The sequence below is a fragment of the Pseudarthrobacter defluvii genome (assembly GCF_030816725.1).
In the GTDB taxonomy this organism is placed as follows: domain Bacteria; phylum Actinomycetota; class Actinomycetes; order Actinomycetales; family Micrococcaceae; genus Arthrobacter; species Arthrobacter defluvii_A.
Genome location: NZ_JAUSYG010000001.1, coordinates 2,320,059 through 2,336,077, shown reverse-complemented (window position 1 = coordinate 2,336,077; position 16,019 = coordinate 2,320,059). Strand labels below are relative to the sequence as shown.

Sequence of the window (16,019 nt, the reverse complement as noted above, 5' to 3'; positions counted from 1 at the left end):
AACCCATAGCTTTAAAGTGGGCGCCCGGCGGTCACGCCGGGCGCCCCTACCTTTACTTCTGCGCCTCCTCCACGAACTGGACCGCGGCAAAGAGCTCCAACCGGTCCCGCATGCCGTCCAAGTTCAGCCCCAAAATCCGCCCGGCGGCGTCGATCCTGTTGCGAAGCGTATGCCTGTGCACCCCCAAGCGGCGTGCGGTCTTGTCCCAAACGCAGTTGTTGGCAAACCACTCCTGAACTGTCGCCAACAGTTTGGTGTTTTCCGTAGCGTCGTAAGCGATCAGCGGCTGCAACAGTCCCCTGGCCACTGGCCCGGCTTCTTCCTCCCTCAACAGTCCGAGCATCCCGCTGTCGGACAATTCCGAGAATTCGACGACTGCGCTACCGACCTCCGTTGCACGTCGCAAAGCACGCGCAGCTTCTTCGAGTGCATCCGGCAGAGTCTCGGCGGTCGCCTCTCTGGAAACGCCGCAGACTGCTCCGTGGCGCTGCAGGAGTTCCAGGACCTTGTCCTGGTGGGCCTTCCCTGACAGGACAACCAGCAACTCACCGCGCACGGCATAAAATACAGCCCCGCGATGGTCATCAGCCAGCAGTTCCAAGGCTTCAAGCAGGTTCGGCGCAGCGTTTTCCTGCCGCGACGCCGTCACCAGCAGAGGGTCTCGCGGTAACTGGCCCCAAACCTGCCGGGCCGTCCGAAGGGCGACGTCGGTGCTGCCCGCCAGCAGCTGCTCAAAGACACCGGCGCGAAGGTGCCGCCGGGCGGTATCAAGGGTGCGGGCCTGTTCCAAAGCCAGGCTCGCGAGGCCAATGACGCTGTTGACGATGTCCGCCCTGGCAGGGTCCAAAGGCTCGATAGCGCCGAGCACCAACGCGCCGCGTAAACTGCCCTTCCTGCCAAGGGTCTGCAACGTCACCAACTGCCCGCCAACCTCCAGGTGTGACGCCGAGCGCGTGCCCAGGTCCAGAGCACTCCGCACCCGTTGCGCAATTTCTCGGGAAATGCCAGAGGGAACTGGACGGTTGCGAGGCATGCGGACGTAGGTCCCCGAAGCATCGTATAGAGCCACCCAGCTGTGCAACTGCCGCTCAAGCTCCCCAAGGATCGAGGTCAGGCCGTCCGGCCGGAGGGCCGCGCGGGAAATGGCACGCTGCGCCTGTAGCGACCACTCAGCCCTCGCGTGCGCTTCAGTGGCAAGATGATCAGCCACCATCCGGATAATCGCTATGAACGGAGTCCGGTCCGGTACCTCCAGCAACGGCAGATTCTTGTTCCTACATGCCTGTTGCAGCCCGCGAGGCAGTGTCCCGTGGATCACCTGAGTCGCGAAACCTAAACCCACGATGCCGTGATCCACCAGCCGCCGTACGTACTCCTCATAGGCCTGACTGGTTGGAAACTCGGATAACGGGCGCTCTGCACCAGCCTGCGCCGTAGTCGTACCTAATGGCGGCTCTACCGGAAACTGGGTACCGTCTGTGAGAAGAAACTGACCTTGGTCCAAGAAAGGAGTGGGGTCCTCGAGATCGGAGCTGTGAACCCAGCTGATGGGGTCCTCCAGCTGCGGGGCGCCCAGGTCGGGCACCACGAGGCGGAGCTTTAGCGAGCGGCTGCGGATCAAAACATTCAAATTCGGAGGCATAAGGAACCCTGGTATGAAGACGGCGAACTGAGCTGAATTATTTGTACAAATGTATACCGCTCTCTGCACTCAACTAATCGGATGATGGAGGAAGTTACCAATAAGCCATCGAGAGGAACCGCCATGGTCGCAAGCCCGGCAAGCCTGGACGCCGCAGCTATCACTGCAGCCGTCAGCAACGCCGACGTCGTCGCCCTAGACCGCGCCAACGTTTTCCATTCCTGGTCAGCCCAGAAGTCACTGAACCCCGTTGCGATCGCCGGCGGGTCGGGCAGCACCGTGTGGGACCACAACGGCAACACATACTTGGACTTCTCCAGCCAACTGGTCAACACCAACATCGGCCACCAGCACCCCAAAGTCATCGCGGCCATCGCCCAGCAAGCCTCCAGCTTGGCCACCGTTGCACCCGGCGCGGCGAACCACGTGCGCGCCAAAGCAGCAGTCAAGATCCTGTCGCACGCCCCGACCAACATGAAGAAAGTGTTCTTCACCAACGGCGGTGCTGACGCCAACGAAAACGCTATACGCATGGCGCGCCTGCACACCGGCCGCGAGAAGGTCATCTCCCGGTACCGTTCTTACCACGGCAACACCGGGGCGGCGATAGCAGCGACCGGTGACTGGCGCCGCATCCCCAACGAATACTCCCTCGGGCACGTCCATGTCTTCGGCCCCTACCTGTACCGCTCGGATTTCTGGGCTGAAACCCCCGAGCAGGAAACGGAGCGGGCGCTGCACCACCTGCGCCGCGTCATACAAGCCGAAGGTCCCCAGTCGATCGCCGCAGTCCTGATGGAAACGATCCCCGGCACCGCCGGCATCCTTGTCCCCACGCCCGGCTATCTGGAAGGAGTCCGTGTACTGTGCGACGAATACGGCATAGTCATGATCCTTGACGAAGTCATGGCCGGCTTCGGCCGCACCGGCGACTGGTTCGCGCTGGACGCCGTCAACGTCACCCCCGACCTGATCACCTTCGCCAAGGGCGTCAACTCCGGATACGTCCCGGTTGGCGGCGTCATCATTTCCAGCGAGATCGCCGCCACGTTCGACGAAAGAGTCTTCCCAGGGGGCCTGACCTACTCCGGCCACCCGCTCGCTGCCGCCTCCGTGGTTGCCTCAATTGAGGCCTTCGAGGAAGAAGACATTGTCGGCAACGCCGCCCGGATCGGCCGTGACCACCTAGAGCCAGGTCTGCATGCGCTTGCGGAGAAGCACGGCGTCATCGGAGAAGTGCGTGGGCGCGGCGTCTTCTGGGCGCTCGAACTCGTCCAGGACCGTGCCACACGCGTGCTGGTCACGGCTGAGTACATGGGCCGCCTCAAAGCCGAACTCCTGCGTCTGGGCCTGCTGCCCTTCCTCGCCGACAACCGCATCCACGTGGTGCCACCCGCCGTCGTCACCCCTGAAGAAGTAGCGCAAGCACTGGCCATCTACGACCAGGCACTCACAGCCATCCGTCTCTAGGATCTTCACCTAGAGCAGACCAAGAATCCCTGCTCCCCGAAAGCTTGACTGAGGAATTCGTTTCAAATTTCTTGGGAGCAGTTTTATGCGTGCACGTAGTTCAGTGTCCTTCCTCCTGCCGTCCGGGTACTGGTTCGCTGAAAACATCACCATGGGTGGGTCGAATGTCAGGTTCTGCCACTGGCTGTACTGAGCAAGGTTCTGCACGCCATCAGGGCTGACGGAGGAAAGCCAGCCCATGGGCCGCGGGACGGTGCAACTCTTGAAAGGGGGGTACGGCAGCGGGCTGCGCTCGTGCGCGGGATCGTACTTTACAGTGTTTCCTCAGTGGTGATGGTTGCAGCTGCGGGGACGGTGACTGCACTACAACACTGCGCCTTCAGCGCTCCAGTAAGCACATCGGCTTTCGGAAAACCGGGGCGGCAGCGAAACGGTCCGAATCATGCAGCAAAGCAGGGTGCACCGGCAGCTCCATTGGGGAATCAACTGCAGAATCAAGGCAGGGAGCGAGAGGTCTCCACTTACGGAGCTTGGTTTTGAATCTGTTTGGTGCAGTTTCTACTGGCCAGGGGATCGGATAATGCGTCGCTGGGTTGCGGCTGCGATGGCTGCCGTGCGGTTGTCCACACCGAGTTTGGCATAGATGTGCACCAGGTGAGTTTTGACGGTCGCCTCGGAGATAAAGACTTGTTTGGCGATTGCCCGGTTGGACAAACCTGTCGCCAGCAGCTCAAGCAATTGTATTTCCCGCGCCGTGAGAGTGGGGACCGGGTTGCTGATCCGGCCCATGAGCAGGGCGGCAACTCGTGGTGCCAGTGCGGTCTGGCCGGCGGCTGCTGCCAGCACGGCCTGGTGGATCTGTTCCGGTGGGGCATCCTTGAGCATGTAGCCGCTGGCTCCTGCTTCCACGGCGGCCAGGATGTCCGCATCCGTGTCGTACGTTGTCAGGATCAGGACCGGCGGAGCATCGTTCAACAGCCTAATCTGCGCGGTCGCGGCGACTCCGTCCATGCCCGAACCCATCTGCAGGTCCATGAGCACGACATCGACCGGCTCACCCAGGATCTGCAGCCGCCGTAGTTCCGTTAGTGCTGCGTCGCCGTCGGCCGCTTCGGCTGCGACAGAAATGCCCTCGAATTCGGTGAGCATGGCCCGTAACCCGGCCCGGACCACGGGATGGTCATCGACCAGCAGGACCCGGATGTCATTCATTGTTCTTCCCCCCAGGTTCGTCATTCAGCGGCAGACGGACGGCCACTACCGTACCCTCCCCGGGAGCTGATTCGAGTTCAAGAGTGCCTTTGAGTGCCGTCACCCGTTCCTGCAGTGACCGGATCCCGTAACCGCTTCCATCGGTTCGGTCATTCCTATGAGCGGCGGACCCGGTGGGGTCGAAGCCGATACCGTCGTCATAAATGTCCAGGGTGACTTCATTGCCCAGGAATGCGAGGGTCACGACGGCGGTGGCGGCTTTGGCATGGTCTGTGACGTTCGCGAGGCTGGCCTGGGCCGCCCGAAGCAATGTGACCTTGAGCGGTTGCGGCAGATCGAGCGGGTCCCCGTCCATTTCAAACCGGCACCGCAACCCGAGGCCCCGGGCCGCCGCGCTGGTTTCCGTTGTGGCGCAGAGCCTGCGCAGACTTTCCACCAAGGAGGTTTCCTGCAGTTGCGGGGACGTGAGTCCCCGGACGAAATTCCTGGCTTCGGCCAGGTTCTCTGAGGCTGTTTGCTCCACGAGCGCGAAGCGGGCTGCGGCGGTGGCGGTATCTCCGTCTGCCAGCGATTTTTCGGCTGCGCGGGCCATCAGCACGATGCTGGAGAACCCTTGGGCGAGCGTGTCGTGGATTTCCCGGGCAAGCCGTTCGCGCTCGGCCAGGACGCCGGCATCGTGCTGGGATGCTGCCAGTTCCGCCCGGGTCCGGCGGAGTTCATCGGCGGCACGGCGCTGGTTTTCCGCTTCGCGGTAGAGCGCCTGATAGGCCAGCCCGGTAACGACAGAGAACGCGGCACCGAACAGCGGTCCCAGGACTGCCGCCAGATGCGGGACCGGCAGGCCGCTGGCGAGCCACTGGGATGCAATGACCGCGGCCGTCATCAGCGCGATCGTGAGCATCGCAATGCGGCGCGGCAACAGGTGCAGGTGCAGGAAGAACAGAGGGAAGGCCAACCAGGCGAAATCCGAACTTCCGGCCAGCAGGATGGCCCACAGGGCGGTGACGAGTCCCAGCCACAGGGGGCCATAACGGCGCGGATCAAAAGCGGTGCTGCCGCTGGCGAAGCGCTTTTCCAGGATGGTTCCCATGAGGTAGACCCCGGCCAGGACCAGCGCGATTCCGGCCCAGACATATTGCAGGGGGCCCCCGGCACCGGATAGCAGCAACCTCAGCACAGCGACACCGAGCAGGGCGGCGAAACCGACGTGCAGCGTCAGCCGCAGGCCGCGCAGGATCGCAACGGAGGGCGCAGCGTCCAGGCCGCTGAGCGGGTAGGCCTTGTCGAGGCCGGCCTCGGGCAGGGGCCGGAGTGGTTCCGTGGCAGGCATTGGATCAGCTTATGCGCACCCGCCATGGGCAGGATCAACCGAATGGTTGACCGTGGGGTCAACCATTCTTCCACCGCCTATCAACCAACTGCGCGATGGTGCCGGCGCCCGTGCGCGGGAGGCTGAATATAGGGCCTTTTGGCCGCCAGCTTCACCTCATGAAAGAAGAACAGTCGTGTTTCTTGCTATCCGCGATATCCGCTTTGCCAAGGGCCGGTTCGCCCTGATGGGCGGCGTTGTCGCCCTGATCACCCTGCTGTTGGTCATGCTCTCCGGCCTAACTTCCGGCCTGGGCGATCAGTCAACCTCGGCCATTGACAAACTCGGCGCTGTCAACGGCACCGGGGTCGCGTCAAAGGCCGTAGACAGTATCGTTTTCGGCGCCCCCGGAACCAATGAGCCCAAGGCCTCCTACACCGAAAGCGAAGTCACCGCCGCGCAGGTTGACAGCTGGAAATACCGGGACGGGGTTCAAGACGCCGAAGCCCTGGGCATCAGCCAGACCCGGTTCCAGGCTGTGGCCGCCGATACCGGGGCCGGAACCGGCACGACCAATGTCGCCGTCTTCGGCGTCGAACCTGACGGCCACCTGGCGCCCTCCCGTCTCACCCCGGACACCGTCGTGATCGGCAAGACCGTAGCGGAGGCCCTTTCCCTGAGTGCGGGAGACAAGGCAAGCGTCGGAGGGCTCGAACTGACCGTCCGCGCCGTCGTCGAGGACCAGTGGTACTCCCACACCAGCGTCGTATGGACCGCCCTGCCTACTTGGTCGAAGCTGGCGCACCTGACCGACCCGGAGCAGCGCGGAACCGTCGCTGCCGTCACCTACGAGGACGGTGCCAAGGTCGACGAGGCCGCCGCCAACATCGCAGCCCACACCGTCAGCACGTCACGCACCGGGTCCTTTCAGGCCCTGGGCTCCTACAAGAGCGAGAACGGATCCCTGACCCTGATGCAGGCTTTCCTATACGGGATCTCCGCCCTGGTCATCGTCGCCTTTCTGACCGTGTGGACCGTCCAGCGGACCCGCGATATCGCCGTCCTCAAAGCCATGGGTGGATCCAGCACCTACATTCTGCGCGATGCCATTACCCAGGCCGCGATCGTCCTGGTGCTGGGCGCGGGGATCGGCGGCGGAATCGGCGTCCTAGGCGGCTTCTTCGCAGCGCAGGCGGCTCCGTTCCTGGTCAACCCGGCAACAACGCTCCTGCCCGTCTTCGGCATCATCGCCCTTGGTTTGGCCGGAGCGGCGCTGGCCGTCGCTCGCGTTACCAAGGTCGACGCCCTGATCGCCCTCGGCGGGAACTAGACCCTCCGTTACCCGCCGGCCCACCACCCATGTCACATCACCCTGCCATAAGGAAGTACCACCATGTCCTCCATCCACAGTCCGCTGAACCTCGTGAATGTCACCCTCGAATACCCGGACGGGGACGGAACGATAAAAGCCTTGGACGCAGTGAATCTCAGCGTCCAGGCGGGCCAGATGGTCTCGCTCGTGGGTCCCTCCGGGTCCGGTAAATCCAGTCTCCTGGCCGCGGCAGCCACCCTCGTGCGCCCCACCCACGGACTGGTGCTCATCGACGGGACCGACGCCACCGGGCTCGGCGACAAGGACCTCACCGCGCTTCGGCGGGAGAAGGTCGGGATCATCTTCCAGCAGCCGAACCTTCTCGCGTCCCTAACCGCTGTAGAACAGCTCATCATCGGCGATCACCTGCGCGGAAAGCCCCTCAAGACTGCCCGCGCCAAGGCCGCCGAACTCCTCGACGTCGTCGGACTCAGCTCCAGCGCCCACAAACGGCCGCACCAGCTTTCAGGCGGCCAGCGTCAGCGGGTCAACATCGCCCGCGCCCTGATGGGCAACCCCAAGGTCCTGCTCGTGGACGAACCCACCGCGGCCCTGGACCATGAACGCAGTGACTCCATCGTCCGGCTCCTGCGTCGCGTCACCGACGAGTTCATGGTAGCCACCGTCATGGTCACCCACGACACCGAGTTCGTGCCCCTGACCGACTCAGTGGCCACCATGCGCGACGGCAAACTCACCCCCTTGCTGGCAACGGCCTGAAATCCAACACCCCGGCATCGTTCAAGAACCGCGGCCCGGAGGCTTCGGCCTTCACCACATCAAGCCCTGCCGTGAACCAGGCGCTGGCCGGCCAGTTTTGAACCTAGAACGTTTTCTAGCCGCTCCCCGGCCATTTTTTTAAGCGCCGATAACCAGCCTTCCGTCAAGCTACGGCCACGGGGGTTATGGCACAACGACGGCGTCGGTAGGGGAGTGCTTCAGTCCAGCTTGGCGTGGCGCAGGTACTGGCACACGGTCTCCCGGCTGATTCCGTAGTCCCGCGCAAGGACAGCTTTAGGCACACCGTCGCCGGCGCGCTGGGCCAGCTCGGCGGCCCGTTCCGGGGTGAGAGTCTTCTTCCGTCCTTTGTAGGCGCCTCGCTGCTTGGCCAAGGCGATGCCTTCCCTCTGGCGCTCTTTGATGAGTGAGCGTTCGAATTCAGCGAACGCACCCATGACGGAGAGCATGAGGTTGGCCATGGGGGAGTCCTCACCGGTGAAGACCAGGCTCTCCTTGATGAACTCCACCCGCACGCCTTTGCGGGTCAGGCCCTGAACGAGAGCGCGTAAGTCATCGAGGTTGCGCGCGAGCCTGTCCATGCTGTGCACCACCACGGTGTCCCCGTCGCGGGCGAACCGCAGCAGTTCGGTGAGCTCCGGCCTGGCGGTATCCCTGCCCGAGGCCTTGTCGGTGAAAACCCTGTCAAGAACCTGGCCTTCGAGCTGGCGTTTCTCGTTTTGATCCAGCGTGCTCACCCGCACGTACCCGATCCGCTGTCCAGTCATTCGCGCCTCCGACCCTCGTCCTGTCAGATTGAGTTCTAGGCTCGTACCAGAAGAAAGTCAAGGCCCACTGCCCAGGGTCGTCAGGTTCGGGTTGCCCTAACAGTACGACAACTACCGTCAGACATGTTCTCTAGCTGCATAATCGGCCGTTTTAGACCTGGTTGAGCAAACCTAGGTCCTGCAGCTCGTTCAGAAGGCTTTACCCCACAAAGAGCAGAGACCAGAAGGGACGCACGGCCAGTTGGCGGCCGAACGTCCCTTCTAGTAGTACAGCTCATTCTGGCGACGTGCTCCGTATCCACTCGATAGGGTAAGCCGCGCCACACTGTTATTCGTCTTTGTCGGTTCTCATTGGCCTAGCGTGGTGAGCAGGTCGTCATGCAGTTCCATCCAGACGTCGTGATGGAGTCCGACAGGGGGGCTGCCAAAGCCTTGCTGTCGCTGTTGCCTTCCGGGTTGTCCCTAATTGCTCGTACTCAGGCGAACGTCTTCGCGTCTATTACAAAGCGGTACCGAACATCAGATGCAAGTACCCGTTCGTACGCCTCATTGATCTGGGAGGCTTTGATCAGCTCGATCTCGGGGACGATGTTGTGTTCTGCGCAGAAGTCCAGCATCTCCTGGGTGACAGGGATACCGCCGTTGGCCGAACCGGCAATGCTCCGACGGGCTGCAACGAGGGACATTGCATCGACGGAGACCGGTTCGCTGGGGGCACCCAGGATCACTAAGGTGCCGTCAACGGCGAGCAGGTTGACGTACTGGTTGTAGTTCAGCCCCGCCGAGACGGTGTTCAGGATCAGATCGAAGGAGCCTGCCAGTTTTTCGAACGTGGCCGGGTCGCTGGTGGCGTGGTAGTGGTCCGCGCCGAGTTTCAGGCCGTCCTCCTGCTTTGACAAGGTCCGGGACAGCACGGTGACTTCCGCGCCGAGTGCGTGGGCGATCTTCACGCCGACGTGGCCGAGCCCGCCCATTCCGATGATAGCGACTTTCGTGCCTGGTCCGGCTTTCCAGTGCTTGAGCGGGGAGTACAGGGTGACGCCTGCGCAGAGCAGCGGCGCGACCTTCTCGATGTCGAGCGACTCGGGAACGCGGAGTACGAAGTCCTCGTTCACGACGATCGCCTGTGAATATCCGCCTTGGGTGATGGATCCGTCGACATCGACGCCGTTGTAGGTCTGCACATTGCCTTTCAGGCAGTACACCTCTTCGCCTTTGAGGCACTGCTCGCAGCTGCCGCAGGATCCGGACTCGCAGCCAACTCCCACCCTGTCGCCGACCTTGTGCTTGCTGACGGCGGAGCCGACCTCCGTGACGTGGCCGACAATCTCGTGTCCGACGACCTGCGGGTATGTGATCCGGCCCCAGTCACCGCGCACCGTGTGGATGTCGGAGTGGCAGATTCCGGCGTAATCGATGTTGATGAGGACATCGTGCGGGCCAAGGCCCCGGCGCTGGATGGTGGTGGGAATCAGGGGTTCGGTGGCGGAAGTCGCGGCATAGGCGTTGACAGTTAGCATGATTCTCCTTTTGTTGGTTTCGGATGGCTTCAGGTGCCAGATGGTTTAGTTGTCGGCACCAATTTTGGTGAGGTTGTCGACGTCGGCCGCGGTGGTTGCGTCTGCAGGGCTTGTGGTGGGGTCCGGCCGGACCCGGGTGCGCAGCGCAAGCGCTGCGACTGGGATTAAGGTCAGCGTCACGATGACAGTCCCCACCAGAGCGGGTCCTGTGGTTCCGAGGGGTGTAACCAGGGCCAGGCCAGCCAGCCATGATCCGACGGCTGTTCCAACGTTGAAGGCCGAAACACTTAGTGATGATCCGAGCGTCGGTGCTGCGCCGGCGAAGCGAATCGCCAAGGAAATCAATACCGGATTTGCTCCGAGTCCGAAGAGTCCCAGCATCACCACCAGCACTGCGGTCAGCAGTGGCTGTCCTGCGAGCACGCAGATCAGTAACAGGATGCCCGCAGTGGCTGCGGGGGCGAGGAGAGTGATCACGTACGGGTGCCTGTCGCCGAAACGGCCGCCAAGAAGTGAGCCGGCGAGCGATCCGACGCCGAAGCCGGCCAGGGCCAGTGGAACGAGAGCTGAGGGAATGCCGGCCCGGTCAGTCAGTAGCGGAGAGATGTAGGAGTAGGCGGCGAGGACCCCTCCGGTGGTGGCGGCACAGGCGGCAAGTGCCAGCCACAAACGGCCGGAGCGCAGTCCGTACAGTTCTGACCGGATGGACGCCGCCTGTGAAGGCTGCCTGTCATGCGGCACGTAGCGTGCAATCGGCGCTGTGACGAGCAGTGCCAGGGCTGCCAGCGCCCAGAACGTTCCCCTCCATCCGACGAGTTGACCAATGAAGGCGCCCAGCGGCACCCCTATAACGGTTGCCAGCATGCCCCCGGCATTCACCAGTCCCGTTGCCCGGGCTGCCTTTGCCGGGCCCGCCGCTTGGGTTGCGACCACAGCGGCTACCGCCCAGAACGCGCCGGTAGCAAGGGCGGTCAGGAAGCGCGCAACCAGGACCAGGTTGAAGTTGGGCCCAAGGGCTACGATGACGTGCCCGACCGCGAACACCAGAAGCGCAAGAATCAAGGTCAGCCGGCGCGGCAACCGGAGGGTCAGCATGGCCATTAGGGGTGCGCCCAGAACCATTCCTACCGCGAACACGGTGATCAGCAGTCCCGCTTGTGCGACCTCGACCTGAAAATCGGCTGCGATCCCGGGAAGGATTCCGGCCACGACGAACTCCGTGGCAAGCATCAGGAATGTTCCCACTGCCAGGACGTAGACCACCAGCGGAAGCCGGATTGAGCGACTACTGGTCCTTGGGGGCCGAGCCTCCTGCCGAGGGGCTTTCGTGTCCACTGGCATACATGCTCCTTCTTGCCACTGATGTCGTTTCTATCAATGACACCCCCTCCCGCGCACCCGAAGAAGGCTGCGTCTATAGGGGGTACAAACTCTCCCCCCGCTATGGGCAGGTGCCGGGGCTATCGTGGATTCATGACCACCCAGCCCGATAACCGCGCCGACATCCGTGATTTCCTGTCCAGTCGACGCGCCAAGCTCCGCCCTGAGCAGGTCGGTCTGCCCGCCGGGAGCCGGAGGCGGGTTCCGGGCCTGCGCCGGGAGGAAGTTGCCATTCTCGCCGGAGTGAGTCCTGAGTGGTACACGCGGCTGGAGAAAGGCAACATCCGGGGTGTCTCAGAGGACGTGCTCAAGGCTGTCGCTGAGGCATTGCAGTTGAACGAGGAGGAACACACGTACCTTTTCGAACTGGCCCGCGCCGCCCAGCCCCTGCGGCGTACGACTTCCCGCCGCAAGGAAGCGGCACTGGCGGCCCCTGTCCGTTGGTTGATCGAGTCCATGAGCATGTCCGCCGCTTTTGTCCGGAATGGCCGACTCGACGTCATCGCCAGTAACCAGCTCGCCCGTTCCCTGCACGCGCCCATGTTCGCCAGCGACACAACTACCGCCCACGGGCACGCGAACTTCGCGCGCTTCCACTTCCTGGAGCCGGCCTCGCGGGAGTTTTTTGTCGACTGGGAGGCCGGCGCCGCTGCCACTGCGGCTTTGTTGCGCGCCGAAGCCGGCCGCAACCCCAATGACCCACCGCTTCGCGCCCTGATCGGCGAGTTGTCAACGCTTAGCCCGGAGTTCCGTACCCTTTGGGCCTCCCATGACATTCGTTTCCGCCACGAAGGAATCAAACGGCTGCGACACCCCGTGGTCGGCGACGTGGAGCTGGCATATCAATCCCTTGCACTGCAGACCCTCCCGCGGCCAGTCCACGAACTCAGCGTCTACACGGCAGAACCCGGAACAACCCACGAAGAACGGATCAAACTCCTCAACAGCTGGACTGCAACAGCACTCACGGAAGCAACAGGGTCAGCGACCTAATCCACCCCGCCACGATTGGAACACCTGTAATGCGTCAACCCGGTCGTTTGCGTGTGACGGCGACCACGTGTACAGTCTTCTTCGCAGGCGTTTCACGCCTTAAGGATTGTTACCCGTACGGGGCAAGACCTGAGAAGCACCATTGGTGCGGCTCGGGTCTTTTTTTGTGCCCAAAATCTGAGAGAAAGGCCTGATATGGCTACCGTGAATTACCGGTCGTTGGCCGAGGGAATCCTGCAGGAGGTGGGCGGCGAGGACAACATCGTCTCCGCAACCCATTGCGCGACCCGCCTGCGCCTGAAGCTGCGCGATGAGTCCAAAGCGGACAAGGCTGCCGTCGAGAAGCTGCCGGGCGTGATCACGGTGATGAAGGCGGGCGGCCAGTTCCAGGTGGTCGTCGGCAACAATGTGCCCACCGTCTATGCCGAATTGGGCAAGATCACCAAGTTGACCGGTGATGATACTGCAGGTGCCGATGACGGCCCCAAAGGTAGCTTGTTCAATCAGTTCATCGGGCTGATCTCATCAATCTTCTCGCCCATGCTGTGGCCACTGGCCGGAGCAGGCCTGTTCAAGGCCTTCATCACCATGGCCGTCCAGTTCGGCTGGCTCAATGCAGAGTCCCAGACCCGCACCATCCTGGCGGCGGCAGCCGACTCGATTTTCTACTTCCTCCCGATCTTCTTGGCGGTCACCGTCGCACGCCGGTTCAAGACGAACCAGTTCACGTCGATGGCTATCGCCGGTGCGTTGGTCTATCCCACCGTCGTGGGCTTGTCCAGAGCAGGGGAGCCGGTGTCCTTCCTGGGCCTGCCGGTGGTCATGATGAATTACACCAGTTCCGTGATTCCGATCATCGTCGCGGTCTGGCTGCAGGGGTACCTGGAGAGGTTCTTGAACAGGGTCATTCCTTCGGCCTTCCGTAACTTCAGCACCCCGCTGCTGGTCCTGCTCGTCATGGTTCCCTTTATCCTCATGACTGTCGGTCCGGTCACCACCTTTGCTGCACAGTCGGTTTCCAACGGGATCAATTCCATTTTCAGCTTCGCACCGTGGCTGGCAGGAGCCATCGTTGGCGGGTTCTACCAGGTCTTCGTCCTCTTCGGACTGCACTGGGGCCTCGTACCGATCATGGTCAATGACTTCGCCACTCAGGGTTACACCCTGCTGTACGGGCCGCTGTTGCCCTCTGTCCTCGCGCAGGCCGCGGCAACGCTGGCCGTGCTGTTCCGCACCAGCAGCGCGACCCGCCGCGAAGTCGCCGGCCCGGCCGCCCTGTCCGGGTTCCTGGCAGGTATTACCGAACCGGCGATCTATGGTGTGAACCTGCCGCTTAAGAAGCCCTTCTACTTCGGCGGCATCGGCGGTCTGGTAGGCGGCGCAATCGCAGGCGCAGGCGGCAGCGCAGCAACATCCTTCGTGTTCCCTTCCCTGCTATCGCTGCCTGCTTATGGGCAGGTCGGAAACTTCGCTATGCAGCTGATCGGCACAGGTGCTGCCATTGTCATCGGCTTCACCCTCACCTTCTTCTTCGGCCCGAGGGAAGCCCCGGACGCAGTGGCCGCCGCACCAGCTGACGCCGCCACCCTCACCTCCGCCAGTGAAGAAGCAGGCAGCGTGGAGGTCCTCGCTCCCGTCGACGGCCAGGCGGTGGCCCTGGCCGATGTTAGCGACAAGGTCTTCGCGTCCGGCGCCATGGGTAAGGGACTGGGAATCGTTCCCACGGACGGTAACATCTACGCCCCGATCTCCGGCACGGTAAAGGCTGCAATGAAGACCGGACACGCCTACGGCATCAAATCCCCTGAAGGCGTCGAAGTGCTGGTCCACATCGGCATCGACACCGTCCAGCTCGAGGGGCACGGCTTTCAACCCGCCGTCACCCGCGGCGACCAGGTAAATGCCGGCGATCTGCTGGCCGTCGTCGACCTGGACATCGTCGCCAACGCCGGCTACGACCCGACAACCCTGATGCTGATCACCAACACGGCCCAGCTGACCGACGTCGTCCCCGTCGCCGAGGGCACCGTGACTCACGGCCAGCCCGCCGTGACCGTGCAGGTCTAAGCCCGACCGCTGACAGTGAACCACCGCAAATGAATATCGAACGAACGATGACCAAAAAGAGGAGCAGTACATGAGCACGACTTTCCCCGACGGGTTCCTGTGGGGCGGCGCGACCGCCGCCAACCAGATCGAGGGCGCCTACAACGAAGGCGGGAAGGGCCTCTCCATCCAGGACGTCATGCCAAGGGGCATCCTGACCCCTCCCACGGAGGCCGCCACCGAGGACAACCTCAAACTGGAAGCCATTGACTTCTACCACCGCTACGCAGAGGACATCGCCCTGTTCGCCGAAATGGGCTTCAAGGTCTTCCGCTTCTCCATCGCCTGGAGCCGGATCTTTCCCCGGGGCGATGAGGAAACACCGAACGAGGAAGGACTGGCCTTCTACGACCGGGTACTGGATGAACTGGAGCGCCACGGCATCGAGCCGCTGGTGACCATCAGCCACTACGAAACCCCACTTCACCTGGCGCGCGCCTACAACGGCTGGAAGTCCCGGGAACTCATCGGCTTCTACGAGCGGTACTGCCGCGCCCTGTTCGAGCGCTACGGCCAGAGAGTCAAATACTGGCTGACGTTCAACGAAATCAACTCAGTCCTGCACCAGCCCTTCATGTCCGGGGGAATCCCGAACCAAAAAGAAGAACTGAGCGAGAAGGATCTCTACCAGGCCATCCACCACGAACTCGTCGCCTCGGCCCGGGCAACACGCCTGGCCCATGAAATAAGCCCCGGCGCAAAAGTCGGATGCATGCTCATCGCCATGCCGGCCTACCCCCTCACCCCCGACCCCGCCGATGTCGTCGCCGCCATGCACTTCGACCACGACAACTACGCCTTCGGGGACATCCACTGCCGAGGTGAATACCCTGGCTATCTGCTGCGCTTCTTCAGGGAGCACGGCATTGAACTGGATATCACTGACCAGGACCGCGAGGACCTGACCCACACCGTGGACTTCGTGTCCTTCAGCTATTACATGAGTATCTGCCAGACAGCCGACCCTGCCAAGGACATCAAGGGTCCCGGCAACGTCCTGGGCGGTGTGCCCAATCCTCACCTGCAGGCCTCGGAGTGGGGCTGGCAGATCGATCCCCAGGGCCTCCGAGTCGTGCTCAACGATTACTGGGAACGTTGGCAGAAGCCGCTGTTCATCGTGGAAAACGGCATCGGGGCGGTGGATGAGCTCGTGCAGGTTGACGGGACGAAAACCGTGTTGGACGACTACCGCATCTCCTACCTCAACGACCACCTCGTCCAGGCACGCGAGGCGGTCGCCGACGGCGTCCAGCTGCTGGGCTACACCACGTGGGGTTGCATCGACCTGGTCAGCGCCTCAACCGCGCAAATGAGCAAACGCTACGGGTTCATCTACGTGGACCGGAATGATGACGGCTCCGGCACCCTGGAACGGTACCGGAAGAAGTCCTTCGACTGGTACCGCCAGGTCATCGCCACCAACGGCGCAGCCCTGCAGTAAAACCGTTAAAGCACCCGGGGGCACCAGCACGCCCGGTGCCCCCGGGTGCAAACAACGTCAGAGAAAGGA

At 62.7% G+C, this 16,019-nt stretch carries 12 protein-coding genes and 1 pseudogene; 6 read left to right on the top strand and 7 right to left on the bottom strand.

Going from position 1 to position 16,019, the window contains the following annotated elements; translation table 11 throughout:
- Positions 1-52: 52 nt before the first annotated feature.
- A complete protein-coding gene (locus tag QF031_RS10990; protein WP_307427758.1) occupies positions 53-1,642 on the bottom strand; it encodes a PucR family transcriptional regulator in 1,590 nt (529 codons plus the stop codon).
- 123 nt (positions 1,643-1,765) lie between these two features.
- Here QF031_RS10990 and QF031_RS10985 point away from each other — a divergent pair, with 123 nt between their 5' ends.
- Complete coding sequence (locus tag QF031_RS10985; protein ID WP_307427756.1) at positions 1,766-3,112, top strand: aspartate aminotransferase family protein; 1,347 nt, start codon at positions 1,766-1,768, stop codon at positions 3,110-3,112.
- 90 nt (positions 3,113-3,202) lie between these two features.
- Here the strand turns inward: QF031_RS10985 and QF031_RS10980 are convergent.
- The 3 genes and pseudogenes from QF031_RS10980 to QF031_RS10970 form a co-directional block, all read right to left on the bottom strand.
- A pseudogene (locus tag QF031_RS10980) lies at positions 3,203-3,394 on the bottom strand (flavin reductase family protein); the annotation flags it as partial.
- Between the two features lie 276 nt (positions 3,395-3,670).
- The gene (locus QF031_RS10975; protein WP_307427754.1) at positions 3,671-4,324 is read right to left on the bottom strand and encodes a response regulator transcription factor; all 654 of its coding nucleotides are present in this window, start codon (positions 4,322-4,324) and stop codon (positions 3,671-3,673) included.
- Complete coding sequence (locus QF031_RS10970; RefSeq protein ID WP_307427752.1) at positions 4,317-5,654, bottom strand: sensor histidine kinase; 1,338 nt, start codon at positions 5,652-5,654, stop codon at positions 4,317-4,319. The genes QF031_RS10975 and QF031_RS10970 overlap by 8 nt, the downstream gene beginning before the upstream one ends.
- Before the next feature lie 175 nt (positions 5,655-5,829).
- On the opposite strand from QF031_RS10970, the gene QF031_RS10965 reads away from it, so the two are divergent.
- Together QF031_RS10965 and QF031_RS10960 are read left to right on the top strand one after the other, a co-directional pair.
- Positions 5,830-6,963: an ABC transporter permease gene (locus QF031_RS10965; RefSeq protein WP_307427750.1), complete on the top strand. Its 1,134-nt coding sequence runs from the start codon at positions 5,830-5,832 to the stop codon at positions 6,961-6,963.
- 63 nt (positions 6,964-7,026) lie between these two features.
- A complete protein-coding gene (locus QF031_RS10960) occupies positions 7,027-7,725 on the top strand; it encodes an ABC transporter ATP-binding protein (RefSeq protein WP_307427748.1) in 699 nt (232 codons plus the stop codon).
- Positions 7,726-7,943: 218 nt separating this feature from the next.
- Here the strand turns inward: QF031_RS10960 and QF031_RS10955 are convergent, their stop codons facing one another.
- The 3 genes from QF031_RS10955 to QF031_RS10945 form a co-directional block, all read right to left on the bottom strand.
- Positions 7,944-8,510: a recombinase family protein gene (locus tag QF031_RS10955; protein ID WP_307427746.1), complete on the bottom strand. Its 567-nt coding sequence runs from the start codon at positions 8,508-8,510 to the stop codon at positions 7,944-7,946.
- 476 nt (positions 8,511-8,986) lie between these two features.
- Positions 8,987-10,030 carry an NAD(P)-dependent alcohol dehydrogenase gene (locus QF031_RS10950; protein WP_307427744.1) on the bottom strand — a complete coding sequence of 348 codons (1,044 nt, stop codon included), beginning with the start codon at positions 10,028-10,030 and terminating at the stop codon, positions 8,987-8,989.
- A 45-nt stretch (positions 10,031-10,075) separates the two neighbouring features.
- Positions 10,076-11,293: an MFS transporter gene (locus QF031_RS10945; protein WP_307427742.1), complete on the bottom strand. Its 1,218-nt coding sequence runs from the start codon at positions 11,291-11,293 to the stop codon at positions 10,076-10,078.
- A 210-nt stretch (positions 11,294-11,503) separates the two neighbouring features.
- On the opposite strand from QF031_RS10945, the gene QF031_RS10940 reads away from it, so the two are divergent.
- From QF031_RS10940 to QF031_RS10930, 3 genes are all read left to right on the top strand, one after another.
- A complete protein-coding gene (locus tag QF031_RS10940; protein ID WP_307427740.1) occupies positions 11,504-12,403 on the top strand; it encodes a helix-turn-helix domain-containing protein in 900 nt (299 codons plus the stop codon).
- A 195-nt stretch (positions 12,404-12,598) separates the two neighbouring features.
- Complete coding sequence (locus QF031_RS10935) at positions 12,599-14,470, top strand: beta-glucoside-specific PTS transporter subunit IIABC (RefSeq protein WP_307427737.1); 1,872 nt, start codon at positions 12,599-12,601, stop codon at positions 14,468-14,470.
- A 70-nt stretch (positions 14,471-14,540) separates the two neighbouring features.
- Positions 14,541-15,950, top strand: coding sequence for a glycoside hydrolase family 1 protein (locus QF031_RS10930; RefSeq protein ID WP_307427734.1), 1,410 nt, complete (start codon positions 14,541-14,543; stop codon positions 15,948-15,950).
- Positions 15,951-16,019 lie beyond the last annotated feature (69 nt).